The sequence below is a fragment of the Tullyiplasma multilocale ATCC 49900 genome (genome assembly GCF_000483165.1).
GTDB classification, from domain to species: Bacteria; Bacillota_I; Bacilli_A; order Mycoplasmatales; family Mycoplasmataceae; genus Tullyiplasma; species Tullyiplasma multilocale.
Window position 1 is genome coordinate 193,932 of record NZ_AXXW01000005.1, and the last position, 19,381, is coordinate 213,312.

A 19,381-nucleotide genomic window follows, 5' to 3' on the forward strand; every position below is an offset into this window, starting at 1 on the left:
TTTATCTTACATCCTCTTTAATTAATTTATCTACGTCTTTTGCTAATTTTTTAACGTCTTCTAATTTTTCTAATTGAGCTCCACTGGCAAATTTGTGTCCACCACCATTGTATTTCATAGCAACTTGGTTAACGTCAAAGTCACGTGATCTTAATGAAACTTTTAATTGGTCTTCCATTTCGATAACTGTGAATCAACATTTGATTTCATCTGTTCCAGCCATTGTACCTAAAGCAGCTTTAATTTCGTTGTATTCTAAACCTCAACCTTTGTAGTCTTCTTTAGTAATTACAATATAACCTGTTCCAGTTTTTGTTAATACCATTTTGCTAAATGCGAAGTTTTTTCATTTTTTCATTTTTAAATCAGAAACAAAGATGTAATCATGAGCAGCTTTTAAATCGGCTCCTGCTTCAATTAAAGTTGCAGCTGTTCTAAATGTAATTTCATTTGTTTTTGCAAATAAGAATCTTCCTGAATCAGTAATTAAACCTAAGTATAAGTTGTGTGCAGCTTCTTTGTTGATTTTTAATTTCATCATTTCAGCTCACATTGTTACAACTTGTGTACATGCAATCGCAGGAACCATAATAATTTGGTTGTCTGCATAACGATCAACATCAATGTGGTGATCAATTTTAAATGTTTCTTTAGCCATATCGAATCTGTCAAAGTCTAAACGGGCTTTGTTTCCTGTATCAACAGTAATGATTAATGCTTCTTCAACAAATTTGTTTGTTAATTTTTTCTTAGGCATAAATGTTTTGTCATCATTTAATCTGTCTCCAACAACATAAACTTCTTTACCTGTAAAGTTTTCAGCAATAATGTTCGCCATTCCTAAAGCACTACCTTGTGCATCTCAATCTGGCATTTGGTGTTTAACAATAATAATGTTTGTGTATTTCTTAATTTTCTTTACTAATAACTTAGCTACTTTTTTATCTATCATTTTAATTTCCTCTTTCTTTATAAAATTTTATATATTGAGTCCTCACTCAAATACAAAATAACCTCTTTGTTTATTTGGTACTCTTTTTTAGAATAAAAGAATATTTTATGCCCAAAGTTGTTAATTCCATAGTGAATGTTTTTATCATTATATTTATTTGAATTTTTTATTTTAATAATGATTGGCATTCAATCATTACGTTCTTCATCTTGAGATGTTTTAATCTCAAGAGGACTTATGAATATTTTACCTTCATCTAGGTAGTTTTTGTTGTTTATATTCCAAAATTTATTTTCTATTTCAATTCCGTTTTCTTGTCTATGGTATGAAAGCATGTTTGAAGTGGTATGAGTACCACCGATAACTTCTCAAACATTATCTTTAATAACTTGATTCATATCTTTTAAATCCATTTTCCCTGATTTAACAGAATATATTTTTTTCTGTAAATCGCCAATTTCATCAATTTTATTATTTAAAATAACAAAGCTTAAATCTGGGTAATTTAATTTTATGTTTTCAATTGTTTTAGTTAGGTTGTCAAAATCCTTTGAAGTTAATAAATTTAAAACATTTGAAAACACGATATTTTTTTTCTGTAGGTTAATAGCTTTTAACATTTTTAAATAAATAATGTTTAAAGATGATATTTTGAATCCACTCTTTAAGAATCATTCGAAGTTCATATCAAGTTTTTGAAGATTCTCTCTTGTTCACTCAACTGCTTGTGTAATGATTGGAGTAACTTCTTTTTTGTAGTGTCTTTTTAATATTTTGAACTCATTGGGATTACCATATTGAACAGTACCACTTAATAATTTCTGGTGGTAATCATGGATAAGGAAAGCAATTTTCTTCCCTACCATAAATCCTTCTTTTGGTAAAACATCAAAGAATACTTCACGCTGTTCTTTTTCAAAAACATCACGTTGATCTTTCATACTTTTTTTAACCTCATCAATTTCTTTATTCATTCTGTTTTGAGCATCTTTTGATATATTGTTTGCTGCATAAAATTTTTTAAATTCAGAATTTAATTGTTTAGTTAATTGTTTTGAAAGCTTATTATTTCTCATGATTCCTACACGCAATTCCATAATTGAATAATTAAGGAATTTTAACTGTTTTGTAATCATGTGTTTTGGTTGGATATATGCAAATTTTTTAGAATATTGCTTAATATATTTATTAGATGAGCGTTTCGCATTATATTCACAAGTACATGTATTTCTTAATTCGTTGTAGTTGTATACAGAATCTCAAATAACTTGTGAGAAAGTTAGTAGCAATTCTTTGTTTCTTGTTTCTTGATAAATACGAAAAATTTCTTTTTGAAGAACGGCCACTTGTGGTGGAAAATCATTATATAAATTAGAAATTTTTGTAGCTCCATAAGAAACCATTTCTTTATAAAATTTATTTAATAATTTTTTCTCAGCATTAGTAGCTCCTGTGATAAATTGTGAAATAACTCCATCAATTCTTCTTCTTACTTTCATATCTGTAATATCATTTTTAGAATCCGCATATGATTTATAGTCATATTTTTTATCAATGAATTTTAATCTTGCTGTTCTCAAGAACTTGGGATCAAATAATAATGATAGTGTTAAAACAATTTTTGGCGGTATTAAACGTTCGAAGAATTTATCTGTAGAAATAAATTCAATTCTAGACTTTACAAAGCGGCGGTTAACAACTTCAATATTATCAATTCTGTACCTTCCTGCATCTGGTTTTTCTTTTCCCTTTAAAACCCTTTTGAAAAATTTCATTTGATTTTTATCATGGATAAGAACATTAGAAACTTGACCATCTTCAACACCAAAATCAATTTGTTCTAGCGGTAGATCCTTATTAAGGAAGGTTACTTTATCTAATTTATATGACATATTTAACCCTCCTTCTTACATAGTTTATCTATTATATATTTTAAAGTATTTTACTCCACAATAAAAAAGAAAAAGGCACTTTGTGCCTTTTTGATTATAATTTATTCAATTATTTTTTAGCTTTTGCGTTTTGAGCTTTTTGAGCTTCTGAATCTGCTGTAGCTGTAGCTGCAATAGCTTCTTTACGTGCAAATTTAGATTTGAATTGTTCAACACGACCAGTTTGGTTTGAGAAGTTTTGGTTTCCTGTGTAGAATGGGTGACAGTTTGAACAAACGTCGATTCTTACTTCTTCTCCTTTAACTGTTCCACAAGCAAATGTGTTTTCACATGTTGTACATACAAATTTAGCTTCTTCAAAGTATTTTGGTTGAATATCTTTTCTTGGCATAGTTTCAATTTCCTTTTCTATGTTTTCATATTAGATACTATTTATAGTACTTAATGATTTTATCTTATTTAAAATTAATTTCTACTATTTAATCATATAAATAAAAAAAACCGATTTAACGGTTTTTTATTATAAGTTTGTTACTCAATTAATAAATTAATTAAGCTTTTCCTTTACATCCGAATCATGTAATTAAGTTATCCATTTCAGCTGCAATTGCGTCTGCTCCTGGTTTTAATAATTTACGAGGATCGAATCCTTTTTTAACCATATCTTGGTCTGCTCCAGATTCAACGTATGATCTTGTAGCTCTTTGGAATGCTAATTGTAATTCAGTATTAACGTTAATTTTTGAAACTCCTAATGAGATTGCTTTTTTAACTTGTTCTTGAGGAACTCCTGAACCACCGTGCATTACCATTGGGAAGTTGATTGCATCTTCAATTTTTTCTAATTGTTCAAATGCTAATCCTTCTCAACCAGCTGGGTAAGGACCGTGAATGTTTCCGATTCCGGCTGCTAAGAAATCAATTCCTAAAGCTACCATTTTAGCAGCTTCTTCAGGATCTCCTAATTCACCTTTACCAACAACACCATCTTCTTCTCCACCAATAGTTCCGATTTCAGCTTCAACTGAAACTTCATATTGTTTAGCGAATTCAACTACTTCTTTTGTGTATGCGTAGTTTTCTTCGAATGGGTAGTGTGATCCATCGAACATAACTGATGAGTAACCAGCTAAAATACATTCTTTAGCTACTGCTACAGTTTGACCGTGGTCTAAGTGTAAAGCAACTGGTACAGTAATGTTTAATGTTTCTAATAAAGCATTAACCATTCCTACAACAACTTTTGCTCCACCCATGTATTTCATTGCTCCTTCAGAAGTTGCAATAATAACTGGAGTGTTTGTTTTTTGTGCTGTTTCTAAAACAGCTTTTGTTCATTCTAAGTTGTTAATGTTAAAGTGTCCAATAGCGTATTTACCATCGTAAGCAGCTTGAACCATTTGTTTAGCATTAACTAATCTATCACTATAAATTTTTGCCATAATATAATGTCTCTCTTTCATCTATATACATTTTAATTATAAATCTATTATTTTATTAATCAATTTGTTTTTCCACATTAATGGAAAAAAGAAATTAAAAATAACCCGAAGGTTATTTTAATTATTTTTTAGCTGATCATTTGAATGTAAATGAAGTTACAACAAACAATGCTGCAATTAATAATATTGCAACAAGTACTGGTTGTCATGTTGCTGTGAAATCCATACCATTGAAACTTTCGCTATTTCCACCAACTGTATATTCAACGTGTTTGTTAAACGGTGCATCTCAACCACTTGCCCCAGGAACGGCATTAGCTACAATTGCCCCTTGAGTTGCGAATAAGAATAAGTAAATTGAGAATTTAAACGGAATTATATATGTCACAAACATCAATCCTTGTGATTTAACTAACATGTTTGGTGGTAATAACACCCCAGCCATGAAGATAGAGAAGAAATAAATCAAGAATACAATTCCTTGAATTGCCCCTTCGCTGTTAAATAAACCACCCAAGAATGTAGCAATCGCGATTGAAGTTAAAGTAACTAAAATCATTGAAAATAACATCATTGCTCAGTTTGCTTCTTTTAAAATTTTGAAGATTGATGCTTTAGCTAAAGCGTCGGCTCCAATAATCCCCTCAGTTGATGGAAGTTCAAGAGCGGGTTCTGCAATAGCCCCAATCCCCATAACCACCAATAACATAAAGAAGAAACTTAATATTCCCATAACTAAATAGAAACCTCATAGAGCCGCTAAGAACATACTTTTTTTAATTCCGGTTGTATCAATACGTTTTAAAAATACTGAGTTTTTTCATTCAACAATAGCCGGAGCTAGTGATGTCAAGATTGTTAAAGCAGGTATTAATGTATAAGCAATCAATGATGAGTGCCCAGCAAATTTATTTCCCATGATGAAGAAAAACATCAAAGCAAATAACACAGGCACAACAAACATAAAGATTGGTCCACGTGGATTTCTAAAGAATGATTTAGAAATCAAGATAGTTAAGTTGTTGAATATCCCCGCTGTTTTTCTCAAGTCAAATGATTTGACTTCCTTTGAAACCTCAGGGGAATTTTTAACTTTATTTTTATTTAATGTTGTCATATTTTAATTCCCCCGCAAAGTGTTTATTCATGATATTTCTAACTGAACCAAATTCTTTTATCGCTTGATCAATTGTTCTATCAAAACCAATTACCCCATCATTCACAATAACCATACGGTTACATAGTAATTCAACTTCAGTAGCACTATGAGAAACTAAAATCAAAGTTTGTTTATTCTTCTTAGTTGTCTCTCTAAAGAAATCTGTAATTTGAAATTGTAATTGCATATCCAAACCTGTTGTTAATTCATCAAGAATAACAATTTCAGGTTTGTTCATCATTGAGATCATTGCATTGAATCTTTGTTTTTGACCACCAGATAATTTTTTCAATGGCCTTTTCAAGAATTCATCAAGTTCAAAAACTTTATTCAACTCATCTTCTCATTCTTTTGTTAATTTAGGATAGATTGCTCTATAAAATTTCAACATATCATCAGCGCTAATCCCAGCTGGTCATTCTCCCATTTGAAATTGAATACCGATTTCTTTTTTCATTTCACCACTAACATTAACATCTATTGTTCCAGATGTTGGTTTAGAAGTTTGAGCTATCATTTCGACCAAAGTTGTTTTACCACATCCATTTGATCCAAGAATGGCTATTCTGTCCCCTTGTTTAATGTTAAGATTAAGTCCTTTTAAAACCTTTTTCTTACCAAAGTCTTTATGAACATCTTTAACTACGATAATATCTTTCATTTTTTACCTCTCTCTATAAAAAAGAATGATGTTTTCATCATTCTTTCTTCTATTGTATTGTGAATATTGGTACTTTTGTTTGTTTATTGTTTACTTTTCACAAATTCGTTTACTATTTACCAATAATAGCTTTAATAAATCCTTCAAAAAGAGGGTTTGGTTTATTTGGTCTAGAAGTAAATTCTGGGTGGTATTGAGAAGCTACAAAGAATTTGTGAGTAGGAATTTCGATAATTTCTACCAAGTTTTTTTCTACGTACATTCCCGAAAATACCAGTCCTGCTTTTTCTTCAAATTCCTTCATATAAGTATTATTAAATTCATAGCGGTGACGGTGACGTTCTAAGGCAATATCTGTTCCATATAATTTAGCGGCAATAGAACCTTCTTTAAGTTTTGTAGGCATTTTCCCAAGTCTCAAAGTACCTCCGATGTTATCGCGATCAATTCCGTGGATAAAATCAAAAATCGGATTCTTAGTTTCTTGGTTGAATTCAGTTGAGTTGGCATCTTTATATCCTAAAACATTTCTTGCCATTTCAATTGTAGCAATTTGCATTCCTAAACAAATTCCCAAATAAGGAACATTGTTTTCACGTGCAAATCTTGCTGCCAGCATCATTCCTTCAACACCACGATTTCCAAAACCACCAGGAACTAAAATTCCTTTAGAGTTCGAAAATATTTCTGTGTAGTTGGCTTCTGTGATTTCATCAGCTTGAATTCATTTCATTTTTAAATTATGGTTGTGTTCTCAACCAGCTATTTTTAGAGACTCAATTACAGATAAATAAGCATCTTGTAATTCAATATACTTACCAACAAAAGTTACTTCAAATTCTTCTTTTGATTCTTCTATTTTTTTAGTGAATCCATCTCATCCAGCCATTGATGTGTCGTTAGCATCTAATTCTAAATGTTCGATAGCTAATTTATGCAAATCTTGTTCCATCATCATTCTTGGAATTTTATAGATTGAATCCATATCAATTGCTTCAATAACATTTCTTAAAGGAACATTGCAGAAAAGAGAGATTTTTTCTCTTAATTCAATTGGAGCAGATTTATCACTTCTAGCAACAATCACATCAGGTTGAATCCCCATGCTTAGTAATTCTTTTACAGACATTTGGATTGGTTTAGTTTTATATTCTTTTGATGCTGTTAAGTAAGGTAGTAATCCAACATGGATGAACATAACGCTATTTCTCCCCTGTTCCATTCTTACTTGTCTAATAGCTTCAATAAACGGTTGAGATTCAATATCCCCAACTGTTCCACCAATTTCAGAAATTATAATGTCAGTTCCAGATCTTTCAGCCGCTCCATAAATTTTATGTTTAATAGCATCAGTAATATGAGGAATTACTTGAACAGTTTTTCCCCCTCAATCTCCACGACGTTCAGCTTCTAAAACGTCTAAATATAATCTTCCTGATGAAGTAGATGAAATTTTAGAAAGATTCTCATCAATAAATCTTTCATAGTGTCCTAAATCTAGATCGGTTTCACCACCATCGTCGGTTACGAAAACTTCACCGTGTTGGTATGGTGACATTGTTCCCGGATCTACGTTTAGGTATGGATCAAATTTTTGCATAAATACACTTAATCCACTATTTTTTAGTAATGTTCCTAATGAACTTGCAGTGATTCCTTTTCCTAAACCAGAAACCACTCCTCCTGTTACAAATATAAATTTTGCCATGTTCTTTTCCTCTTCTTTCTAAAAATAAAAATAGTCATAAAAACTTTCGTTTTTACAACTAATTAATTATCTTGATCATCATATGAATCTTCGGGGTCTATGTCTTCGATTTCTTCGTCGTCTTCAAATTCTTCTTCGTCGTCTTCGAAGTCATCTAAGTCTTCTCCATCAGCGTCAACGCCATCAATGTCAGAATCTTTAACTTTCTTAGTAGCAGCTTCTGCAGCTGCGTACTTAGTTTTAATATCTTCTGTTTTAGCACTGTCTCTTAAAGCTCATGTTCCATCTTGTGATAATGAAAATCTATTATCCAAAACCATATCTCCGTAAAGATCAGCAATGATTGCTTTTTCATTTTTCTTTTGAGCTGTTATTTCACTTGAAATTCCGTTTCAGATGTCAGCAAAAACAGCTGGTCCATTCTTACCTTTTAGATATTCAAATGCTAAGTCAATATTTGATAGTTTCGCCATGTTTTACCTCTTACAAAAACATATATTACACTATTTCTTTTGGAAATAAATATTTTTTTTCAAGATTTTCACCATTTGTTTCATTTGCTACTTGAGATAGTAAACTCACTTTTGATAAAGGTTTGATTTTTCCACTCTTTTGAATGTAAATTGTTTCGTCTTTACCATCAATGATTCCATCTTTATATATCATTGGTTTCTTCGGTGTTGTTTTAATTAGGTAGTAATTTGTGTCAAATCCTTGTTCTCTTAATTCTGCTTTTAGAGTGTTAACTTTAACTTCATCAAATTCTCGATATGCAAATAAATTACGGTTGACAATTCTACTTGATAGATCTGCAATTATTTTGTCTTCTTCTTCAGATAAAGATTTAAAGATCTCAAACATCATATAGTCATCGAATTTTAAGTATTTACTTGTAGGGATAGTTTCTCCTGCAAATATTTCAGAAAACATTTCTTGAATAACTGGATTTCTAAATTGATATCCTTTTTGATTTAATTCAGATAAACGTTTATATCAAACTTTAAACATTTCATCGAATGCCACAGATAGCTTGTGACCATATACTTGCTGGTACATATGGTATCTCCCAAGCAAATAGGATTCAATTGCATAAATTGTTTTTTTAGGGAAAGTAATTTTTTCGTCAATAACAAAAGCGTGTCTAGAAAGTCATTTAACATCAATGTTTGCATAATTAACTCCACAATTGTAAGAGTCTCTCATTAAGTAATCTAGACGATCCGCATCAAGTTGTGAACTAACTAATAGATTAATCGCTTTATTAGGATATGTTCCATCAATTACAGAAACAACATCCGATGGATTAATCCCATGTTTAATTAGTATTGGGGCGATATTTCCTTCTGGGTTTGTAATAATATCAGCTGTGTATAATTCGTGACTTCTTGTAGTAATTTTTTCAAAAGTATGTGAAAAAGCACCATGACCAAAATCATGCATTAATCCTGCTAGTCTAACCAATAAACCATCTTCTTTTGAAACCTCAGAAAAACCCGGTCCTTCCAAGAACATCCCAACAATGTGATAAACACCCAAAGAATGTGAGGATCTTGTGTGTGAGGCACTAGGATAGGCAAATTGAGCCCCTCCTAACTGTAAGATTCTTCTCAATCTTTGCATTTCAGGTGTATTGATGATTTCATAAACAACTTCATCGTTTATATAAATATCTCCATGTACACTATCTCTAATAACTTTATCTAACATAAATCCCCCTATAGCTTAATTATTGTTATTATACATCATTTGTTAAATTAGATATTTTTAGCCTTAAAGTACTTTTCTTTTCTAAAAGTATAATTTAAAACATAATATCATTTGCCTTGAAGTAGGTTTAATCTTTTAATATAGAAGTATAGGAGAAATTATTATGACTAAATGACTATTTTCAGACTTCGACGATACTTTAAAAAATGATCGTCAAAACAAAGGCGAATTAGATCCAAGAGATGTGCAATTCGTAAAAGAATGACAAGATCAAGGCAACAAATTTGTTATAACAACCGGCCGCCCTTATCCTGTTATGAAAAAATATTTTAGCACTAGAGATGTGAAACCCGATGCCTTCATCTGCTTAACAAGTGCTGTAATATACGTAAACGATGAACCAATTTCAATTTCACCAATTGAAGGTAAACTAAAATCAGATATAAATGCGATGGTAAAGAAATTCGACAAAGACATTAAGGGGGTTGCTGTTTCTACAATCCAAGGTGACGTTCTATTATTCCATGATGATTGAAATGAAAGACTGAGAACTCACCAGATTAATATGGATCCATTAGGATTAACTATTGATTCTTCTAATGATTATGATGTATTAATTTATAAATTATTCGCCCCAGCAGATACTTGATTAACAACTAGAGCTGAATTCGAAAAAATAGATAACATTATTATCCATCATTGAAAAATCCCAGAAGGATTTTATATTGAAGTGATGAGTGCAACAACTAGAAAAGAAAACGGAATTAGAAAAATTCAAGAACTATATGGTTTTGAAGATGAAGATATTATTGTAGCTGGTGATGACATTAATGATTGATCAATGTTTGAAGAATTCAAAGACAACGCAGTTATGGTTAAACATAAATGAAATGTAGATCACAGAGACAAAGTTAGTTATCATGTTGATCAAATTTTTGAAATCAAAAACTTATTTAAATAATGAAAAGCAGAACATAAAGTTCTGCTTTTGTATTAATCACAAGCTGATGCAGCTACTTTAACACAACCACAATCAACACATCCTTCTTTACATGTCGCAATAGGTCCGTGTGTTACTTCGATTTCTCCACACATACGGACTGTTGGTGTACATCTACAAATTACTTCAGTCATAAGTACCTCCTTCAGAGATATTCAATCTTTCAATATCAAGATGCTAAATAATGATTTAATACTATCTCTTTAATCATCTTGCATAGGTTTATCCTACACCTTTATCTTAACACTATAAACCAAATTAAAAGCAGAACGTTTTGTTCTGCTTTTAGATTATTTAACTGTATTAATATTTGAAATTACTTTTTCTTTTCCTAATAAGAAGATAACATCAGCCAATGAAGGTCCATGTTGTGACTTAGAAGCAAATATTCTCAAAGGCATAAATAAGTTTTTACCTTTTGCTTCAGCTTCTTGTCCAGAACTTTTAATAATCTCTTTAATTGATTCAACATCTCAAATTGGAGTTGATTCAATTTTTGATTTAAAGATTGAAATTAAGTTTTCATATCCTTCCAATTCATTTAATTGGTTTTTAGTTTCTACATCAATTTCAATATCATTAAAGAATAAGTCTAAGTGGTCATTAATTTGAGCACCAAATTCGATTTCTTTTTTAAATAACATTAAGATAGCATTGATTCATTCATCAGTTTTACCTGTTAAATCAAATCTTTCTTGATCAATGAATGGTTTAACAAATTCTAAGTATTTATCATCATCCATTTTTTTCATATATTGTGAGTTGATTCATTTCATTTTAACCATATCGAAAGTTGAAGGAGATTTTGAGAAACGTTTTTCATCAAACATTTTAATTAATTCTTCCTTACTTAAAATCTCTTGTTCTCCACCAGGTGATCACCCTAATAACGCAATGTAGTTAAACATAGCTTCTGGTAAATAACCTTGGTTTCTGTATTGTTCAATAAAGAATAATGCATTACCACTACGTTTTGATAGTTTTTTACCTGTATCGTCAACAATTAAAGTTAAGTGACAGAATTCAGGGAATTCTCATCCCATAGCTTCAAAGATCATCATTTGACGAGGAGTATTAGAAATATGTTCTTCACCACGAACAACATGAGTGATTTCCATATCGTAATCATCAACTACAACAGCAAAGTTATAAGTAGCAATTCCGTTTGTTTTAACAATAACAAAATCACCCAAATCTTTAGCATCAAAAGTTACTTGACCTCTAACAATATCATTAATAGTTCATGACCCATTTTCAGGAACTTTGAATCTAATTGAGAATTCTTTCCCTTCAGCAATTTGAGATTCAACTTGTTCAACTGTTAAATTAGCACATTTACCGCTATATTTAGTAGCTACAATTCCGCGAGCAACTTGTTCTTCATAATCTTTTTCTAACTCTTCACTTGTACAGAAACATTTGTATGCAGCACCTTTATTAATCAAAGTATTTGCATGTTCTAGATAAACATCTAGTTTTTTTGATTGCATGTATTTACCGTATTTGGCTTCACCAGGATTATAAATTGATTCATCAGCGAAAATTCCTAATCAGTTCAAGTTGCTAAATTGAGATTCAATAGCTCCTTCAACATTTCTTGCAGTATCTGTATCTTCAATTCTAACAATGAAATCTCCATTATAGTGTTTAGCAAATAAATAATCCATTAATGCTGTTCTTGTATTACCAATGTGTAGGTAACCAGTTGGTGATGGCGCGTAGCGTAATCTATATTTCTTCATAATATCTCCTCTTTAACATTAATAATTATAATACATATGCATTATTTATTTGTTTATTTTTGGTTATCTTGAATTTTTGCTTGAGCTTTAGCCCTTTGCTTTGCAATGTATTCTTTTTGTTTTGTTTCTTTTAATAATTCTTTTTCTTCAATCTTATTTGCTTTAGCTACTGCTTTAACATATTGTTTTTCTGAAAGTAATGGAGTACCTTCATCAAATAATCCCTCAGATCTCGCGACCATCGTACTTGCATAAACTCCACCAAAAACATTAGCTCCAGTTCTTCCCATGTCGAATAATCCATCTAGAGCACCAATAACTGCATAAACTGGTGCAAAGTAAGCACTAAATCCTAATGCACCAAGAACTCCAGCAGTTACAACTGTTGCTGTACCAGGGATACCAGCGATTCCAAGTGAGGCAATGATAGTTACAAATAAAGCAATTACAAAGAAAGCAGCAAGTGTTGTTGATCCTTGAACATTTGCAGAACCCGTTCATAAGAACGAAGTGATTAGTCCAGCTTGTACTCCAGCACAAGCCACTAATCCCATTGATGTTGAAAGTGGCGCAATTACATTTGATACTTTATCATTGATTTTCATATCATTATTTAATGTATCCATTGAAACTGGTAATGATGCATTTGATGATTGAGTTGCAAAACCTTGAATTAAAGGTCTTAATGATAATCTAAATCAAACTTTGGTTTTAATACCTGTTAAGAAAATTGCAAATGTCATTAATCCAATCATGATAATAATTGCTACATAACCAGTTCCTAACACTAAACCAATAGATTTCAATGCTCCAATCGGTCTATTAATTATCGATGTTGTAATCATTGACAATACTGCTAAAGGCATTATCTTCATAAAAGTCATCAACATTGACATGAAAATATCTCAAGCTCTATCAAAACCAAATCTCAGTTTATCCATAGCTTCCGGTTGTTTTTTAGAAACAAATTTAACTGATATACCAAAAATTGCTGCTAATACCATAATAGGAATAATAGCTATACCGATGAATGCCCCAACAAAGTTTGTAGGTACATATCCAAAAATAATTTCTGGGATTGATTTTTCTGCTTCTTTTGATCAAGTTCCCGATAGTTGACTATCAAGTTCCATCCCGTTTCCAATTTTTAGGAAATATCCCATTCAAAATGTAATAACAAAAGCAACAGTTACACTTGTAAGCAAAACAGCAACACCTTTGAATGTGATTCTTTTCAATCCTTTTACCCCAGGTCTAGCGACAATTCTGAAGATCGCAATAAACACAACTGGCATTGTTAATAATAAAATTCCATTAATAAATATTTGTTTAAATAATTGAGCTCATGTTGAGAGTTGTGTAACTCATTCAATTTCATTTTTGAAAACTGGTTTCAGTGCAGAAATACCAATAATACCTTTAAATGCTGCTTCACCATTAGAAGTTAGCAGTTGTGATCAAACAAGATCTTGGCCATTCAATAGTAATTCCTCAATTCTGCCAGTACTCATTGTACCTATTTTAACTAATTCCCTAGCGATGATATCCTTACCATCTTCACCTATACCCTTTACCACATCATCTCATAAGTAATAATTTGATAAATTGTATCATTTACTGTTTGGTTCGTATTGAGCTCATAGACCACCTTGCCCTTTAGTGAATCAATCACCACCAGGAAATGCGATTATAGCTTGTATTACAACCCCAAAAATAAGCCCCAACCCTAATCCGATTAGAACTCTATATATAAATTTAATTTTGATTTTCTTTAATCCATATCATAATCCACCAGTGATGGCGAAAAATAAAAATATAGATACTAATGCTTGCCATGAACTTATGGCTAAAAAATTATCTAGTAATGTTTGCATACTAGAAGCTTGGCTATTTATTGTCATTTTCTTTTCTCCTATTTTCTATTGTTTTTATTTACTAAAACAACATCGACAGGAATTAGTTAAGTTATATATTCTTTTTGAATACTCAATAACTTTAATAAGAGCTTTTACAAACTCTAATATTTAATTTATCCATAAAGTTTGCCTCATTCTTTCAAAGTTAAATTGATTATAAACTTTTAGTTATCTAAAACAATATTAAATTAATAACTTTGGAAATAAAAAAACAGGCGTTGCCTGTAAAAACAATTAAAAATTACTTGTTTTTAAAATCACGTAATCAACCTTACTCAAAGCCTTGATATTAGTTCCACCAGCGTAAGAAATAGATGATTGTAAATCTTCATGCATTTCTTTATACGTATCTGCTAATTTACCACGAACCTTGATTAATTCTTTTTTACCTTCAACGTAACGTTTTTCGCCCTTGTTGTACTCGCTAGCACTTCCATAGTACTCTTTGTACATAACATCATCAACAATCACATTTTTACCAGGAGATTCTTCATGAGCTGCAAAAAGACTTCCCACCATACATAAAGTTGCACCAAATCTAATTGATTTTGCGATATCTCCATTGACCCTCAAACCACCATCAGCAATTATTGGTTTAGTAGCTGCTTTACTGCATCATTTGATAGCACCCAACTGTCATCCACCAGTTCCAAAACCAGTTTTAAGTTTTGTTATACAAACTTTACCAGGGCCAACACCAACTTTAGTGGCATCAGCTCCTCAGTATTCTAAATCCCTTACTGCCTGTGGAGTTGCCACATTACCTGCAATAATAAAAACTTTATCTCCCATAAATTTTCTAATATGAGCAATCATGTTTTTAACAGATTCAGCATGTCCATGAGCAATATCAATAGTTATAAATTCAGGAATTTCTGAAATTTCTGAAAGTTCTTCTACTATTTTATAGTCAGTGGGTTTAACCCCAACACTAATAGATGCAATCAAGTTTTTTGAGTGCATCATTTTTACAAATCCTATAATATCTACATCAAATCTATGCATTACATAAAAATGATTATTCTTTGCTAACTCTAAGCATATTTCTTCATTCACAACAGATGCCATGTTCGCAGGAACAACAGGCATAGCAAATTTATACTTACCTAATTTTATTGAAGTGTCACATTGACTTCTTGAAGTCACTACACATTCATTTGGTATTAATTGAATATCTTCATAATCGAAAGCGTACATTATTTTCTCCTTTGTAAAACCCCATTTGTGTTTACAAGATGATTATAAAATAAAAAAGTGGTTACCCACTTTCCATTATGTATTTTGTTAAGCAATGTTTCCAGAAACATTTTCAGCAACCACAACCCCAAGAGTTAGCATTGTGATTACAATTACCAATACACCAAGTAATACAGGTCAAATTCGTCTTAAGAATACCCCATAATCGATCCTTGCTAAAGCTAACCCTCCAACAAGAGCAGCCGCCATCGGACTAAATAAGTTAACAATTCCATTTGCAGCTACAAAGGCAGCTATCGAACCAGAAGCTAATGCAGGATCGGCCACATATTCTCCAGCAACTCCAGTAGGTATTGCAACCACTGGTGCAATTAATGGGAATATCAACGCTGAGAATCCCGATGTAGATGGAATTAAGAATGAGATCGGAATAAATATTAAGAATAAAATTAATACTTTGCCAATTGAACTATCAATTCCTCCAAGTGATTTACCAACTGCATCAGTAATTAAATACTTCATGTTAGATTCTTCTAATGCAATAGAAACACCAGAAGCTGCAGATAAGACAAACACAACACCAATATAATCAGCAGCCCCTTCAGTGAAGTCGGCTAAGAAACCTTCTTGGCCAAGTCCATTTATTATTCCTAAGAAAACAGAACCAATTAAGAAGAATGTTCCAACCTCAATCAAGTATCCGACTCCAACACCATCCATGCTTCCTGTTATGAATCAAAGATTTGTTTTGATTCATTCTGAAGCATCACCAAATGCAGTAATCCCAAGAATAGCATCTCAGTTAATTAAATAGAATAACATCAGCAAGAACGATAACGCGAAAACGGCTAGTGTTGTTTTTCTTTGTCATGTCATTTCGATTTTTTCAGTTGATTGAGATAAGAAAAACTTCATATCTCTTTCTTTAGTATGGAAAACATATGATAATTGTGGGTTACGTTTTACTTTATATGCATATCTCATTGTAAAGGCAATAGCAAAAGCTGTAAGTACAAATCAAGTAGCAAATCTTCAAACCACACCATCTCCAGCAGAAATGAATTGTGAATCGTTCGCTCAATCATTTAATTGATTAACGGCTGTTGTCACAGCAAAAGGGTTTAGTGTAGAACCAACAACCCCAACACCTGCTCCCAAGAAGACAATTAATAGAGCAGTGAATGTATCAAAACCAGCCATTAACATTAGTGGAATCATAATTGCATAGAATCCTAATGACTCTTCACACATTCCCTCAATAGATCCGCAAATTGAGAAAAATAACATCAATGGTAAAATTGCTCAAATTTCCTTACCTTTTAAAGCTACAGTAATATTTTGAGCCATACCTTCTAAAGCTTTTGATTTAACAACAATATTTATGAATGCTCCAATCATAAATATAAAAATTACAATAGCTACTTGTCTTTCGAAACCTTTTAGAGGTAAGAAGAAAATATCTGCAAGTCCAAGAGCCTTAACAACTTGATCTTGATTTGTTACTGAACCATCATCTCCAGTTACAGGAACTGTAACTTCAACTTTGGCTAAATGTAAAATTCATGACACTAGAATTACAATTGCTACAATTGCTACTAAGATTACAACAGATGCTCACATCTTGCGTTTCTTCTTAGTTCTCCCTTTTCTTTTAAGGCCACCAATTGTAGCTTCTGGATTTTTAATTTCATCAATTTTCATTTTTAATTTGTTTTCTGAAATTTTTAATTTTTCAATATTAGTATTTTTTCTAGGATTCGTTTCAATCAAACTCTCTTGTTCTCGAATAATACTTTGTTCTATTTCATTAAGTTTTTTTTCTAAACTTTTCAAACTTCTGCAATTCATATTTTCTCCTTTCTAACGATAAAGACGTTCTTAAAATTATACTAATATTATTAATATTAGTGTTAAATTGAAACTGATAACTTACAAAAACTTTGTGTTTTTTGGTTGTTAAATGTAAAAAAACACATTATTATAAAGACAAACAAACCATTAGGAGGTTTACATGGCAAAAATATTAGTATTACTAGAGTCACCATCAAAGGTAGAAAAGATTAAACACTTCTTAGAAGATGCATTTCCTGAAAATGAATATGAAGTAAAGGCCAGTGGTGGTCACATTAACCGTATTGCCGACAGAGGAACTTGAGGACTAGGAATTGACTTAGAAACAATGACACCCCAATTTGTCAATGCAGTTGGAAAAGGTAAAAACATTACCGCAATTAAAAAAGCTGGAAAAGCAGCCGATTTAATTGTTCTCGCTTCCGATCCTGACCGTGAAGGAGAAGCAATCGCCTACCACCTTGGAAATATCTTCGAAGGTATGGACAAAGAAATAAAAAGAGCTACATTTAACGAAATTACAAAAGATGCAGTTATCGAAGCATTTAACAATTTAAGAGACATTGACATGGATTTAGTTAAGGCTCAACTATCTCGCCAAATGTTGGATAAAATCATTGGTTACTTAGTTTCAAAATCTTTACAAAAAACAACTGGATTAATGAGTGCTGGTAGAGTTCAAACTCCCGCTTTAAATATTTTAGTTACTAGAGATAAATTAATTAAAGAATTTAAAGAAACAATATACAGAAAAATTAGTGTTGTTGACGAAAATCAAAACATTAATATGGCTTTAAATAAAACAAAAGATAAAAAAGTTGTTAATACAGAAAAAACTGGATACATTTCAACTGAACAAGGTGAAATAATTTTATCTGAATTAACTGATCAATATACATGTACACAATACACTCCTAAAGAATTTGAAACAAGAAGTTTCAAACCTTATTCAACAGCCAGTTTACTACAAGATGGTTTTTCAAAATTAAGATTAAGTGCTGCTCAAATTACAGTAGCTGCTCAAAAATTATATGAAGCTGGATTAGTAACTTATATTCGTACAGATTCAAATAGATACTCATCTTCATTTGTAACTGAAGCTAAAAAATACATTAACTCAAACTTTGAAGGAAACTTATTCAAAGATGTTGTGGTGATGAAAAAAGACTCTCAAGCACAAGACGCCCATGAAAGTATTCGTCCAACAGACCTAAATGATACTCCAGAAAAAGTGATGGGAACTCTAAGTGACGATTTACAAAAACGTGTATACAACTTAATTTGATGAAATACAGTTAAATCATTAATGCGTGGTCCTTCTGGAATTAACCACAGATGAACTTTTGACAATGCCGGATATGAATTCAAACAATCATGACAAGAAATTACTGATTACGGTTACCAATTAATCAAAAGAAGTTCAACTGATGAAAACAATGAACTAGATGACGATGATCAAGAAGTAGCACAAATAGCAGTTAACCCCAAACCAAATCTTGAATTCAAGACTGGTGCTGTCGCAATAGTTGACAAAAAATTCATTAGAAATGATGAAGCTAAAACAATGCCACCAAATATGTTTAACCAAGCAAGCTTGATTAAGGAAATGAAAAATCTAGGTATTGGTCGTCCTTCAACATATACACCAACTTTAACAAAATTAAAAGAGCGTGAATATGCAATCTACCATAAAGGTAGAGCAATTGAAATGACCGATAAAGGTTACACAGCGAACGATTTCTTATATGAAAAATTCGATGAGTTCTTCAATTTAGGTTATACAGCTGACATGGAAGAAAAATTAGATGAAATTGCTAATGGTAATTACGACTATGTTTCATGATTAAAAGAAATTTATGAAGCGCTAAATGAAAAAGTTTTAGTAGAAAATGAAAATGCTAAAACAAGCGACATCCCTTGTCCTAAATGTGGAGAAGGTTCATTAGTATTCATTAAATCAAAATTCAACCGTGGACGTGGATGTTCAAACTTTACTACAACAAAATGTGGTTATAGAGAATACGAACAACCAGATGGAACATGAAAAGAATATGTTGCACCAACAAAAGAAGAAAAGGCTGCTCGTCTTGCCGAAAGAAAAGCTGCTGCAAAAGCTGCAAAAGAATAAATAAAATAACACCAGTAAAGGTGTTA

Annotated in this window: 16 protein-coding genes; 2 read left to right on the forward strand and 14 right to left on the reverse strand. The window is 31.5% G+C overall.

What is annotated here, in order from left to right; genetic code table 4:
* Position 1: 1 nt before the first annotated feature.
* From G319_RS0100960 to G319_RS0101000, 9 genes are all read right to left on the reverse strand, one after another.
* Positions 2–952, reverse strand: coding sequence for a DHH family phosphoesterase (locus G319_RS0100960; RefSeq protein ID WP_026389275.1), 951 nt, complete (start codon positions 950–952; stop codon positions 2–4).
* Between the two features lie 17 nt (positions 953–969).
* The gene (locus G319_RS08900; protein ID WP_026389276.1) at positions 970–2,844 is read right to left on the reverse strand and encodes a hypothetical protein; all 1,875 of its coding nucleotides are present in this window, start codon (positions 2,842–2,844) and stop codon (positions 970–972) included.
* Positions 2,845–2,953: 109 nt separating this feature from the next.
* On the reverse strand, positions 2,954–3,235 hold the full coding sequence (gene rpmE / locus G319_RS0100970; RefSeq protein WP_026389277.1) for a 50S ribosomal protein L31: 282 nt from the start codon (positions 3,233–3,235) through the stop codon (positions 2,954–2,956).
* Positions 3,236–3,395: 160 nt separating this feature from the next.
* A complete protein-coding gene (fba, locus tag G319_RS0100975) occupies positions 3,396–4,286 on the reverse strand; it encodes a class II fructose-1,6-bisphosphate aldolase (protein ID WP_026389278.1) in 891 nt (296 codons plus the stop codon).
* A gap of 121 nt (positions 4,287–4,407) precedes the next feature.
* Positions 4,408–5,403, reverse strand: coding sequence for an ABC transporter permease (locus G319_RS08905; RefSeq protein ID WP_026389279.1), 996 nt, complete (start codon positions 5,401–5,403; stop codon positions 4,408–4,410).
* Complete coding sequence (locus tag G319_RS0100985) at positions 5,387–6,106, reverse strand: ABC transporter ATP-binding protein (RefSeq protein ID WP_026389280.1); 720 nt, start codon at positions 6,104–6,106, stop codon at positions 5,387–5,389. Before G319_RS0100985 ends, G319_RS08905 begins: the two co-directional genes overlap by 17 nt.
* Before the next feature lie 112 nt (positions 6,107–6,218).
* Positions 6,219–7,814: a CTP synthase gene (locus G319_RS0100990; protein WP_026389281.1), complete on the reverse strand. Its 1,596-nt coding sequence runs from the start codon at positions 7,812–7,814 to the stop codon at positions 6,219–6,221.
* Between the two features lie 62 nt (positions 7,815–7,876).
* A complete protein-coding gene (rpoE, locus tag G319_RS08910) occupies positions 7,877–8,287 on the reverse strand; it encodes a DNA-directed RNA polymerase subunit delta (RefSeq protein WP_026389282.1) in 411 nt (136 codons plus the stop codon).
* Between the two features lie 25 nt (positions 8,288–8,312).
* Complete coding sequence (locus tag G319_RS0101000; protein ID WP_026389283.1) at positions 8,313–9,521, reverse strand: HD domain-containing protein; 1,209 nt, start codon at positions 9,519–9,521, stop codon at positions 8,313–8,315.
* A 163-nt stretch (positions 9,522–9,684) separates the two neighbouring features.
* Between G319_RS0101000 and G319_RS08915 the strand changes: the two genes are divergently transcribed.
* On the forward strand, positions 9,685–10,482 hold the full coding sequence (locus G319_RS08915; RefSeq protein WP_026389284.1) for an HAD-IIB family hydrolase: 798 nt from the start codon (positions 9,685–9,687) through the stop codon (positions 10,480–10,482).
* A gap of 32 nt (positions 10,483–10,514) precedes the next feature.
* Here the strand turns inward: G319_RS08915 and G319_RS05015 are convergent, their stop codons facing one another.
* From G319_RS05015 to G319_RS08925, 5 genes are all read right to left on the reverse strand, one after another.
* On the reverse strand, positions 10,515–10,655 hold the full coding sequence (locus G319_RS05015; RefSeq protein ID WP_156902645.1) for a hypothetical protein: 141 nt from the start codon (positions 10,653–10,655) through the stop codon (positions 10,515–10,517).
* Positions 10,656–10,811: 156 nt separating this feature from the next.
* Complete coding sequence (gene gltX, locus G319_RS0101015; RefSeq protein ID WP_026389285.1) at positions 10,812–12,263, reverse strand: glutamate--tRNA ligase; 1,452 nt, start codon at positions 12,261–12,263, stop codon at positions 10,812–10,814.
* Between the two features lie 53 nt (positions 12,264–12,316).
* Positions 12,317–14,164 carry a dicarboxylate/amino acid:cation symporter gene (locus tag G319_RS08920; RefSeq protein ID WP_051350835.1) on the reverse strand — a complete coding sequence of 616 codons (1,848 nt, stop codon included), beginning with the start codon at positions 14,162–14,164 and terminating at the stop codon, positions 12,317–12,319.
* A gap of 249 nt (positions 14,165–14,413) precedes the next feature.
* Positions 14,414–15,376 (reverse strand): GMP reductase, encoded by a 963-nt coding sequence (locus G319_RS0101025; RefSeq protein ID WP_026389287.1) that lies wholly within the window; start codon positions 15,374–15,376, stop codon positions 14,414–14,416.
* 87 nt (positions 15,377–15,463) lie between these two features.
* Positions 15,464–17,224, reverse strand: coding sequence for a hypothetical protein (locus G319_RS08925; RefSeq protein ID WP_051350836.1), 1,761 nt, complete (start codon positions 17,222–17,224; stop codon positions 15,464–15,466).
* Between the two features lie 163 nt (positions 17,225–17,387).
* Here G319_RS08925 and G319_RS04515 point away from each other — a divergent pair, with 163 nt between their 5' ends.
* Positions 17,388–19,355, forward strand: coding sequence for a type IA DNA topoisomerase (locus G319_RS04515; RefSeq protein ID WP_051350837.1), 1,968 nt, complete (start codon positions 17,388–17,390; stop codon positions 19,353–19,355).
* Positions 19,356–19,381: the final 26 nt, after the last annotated feature.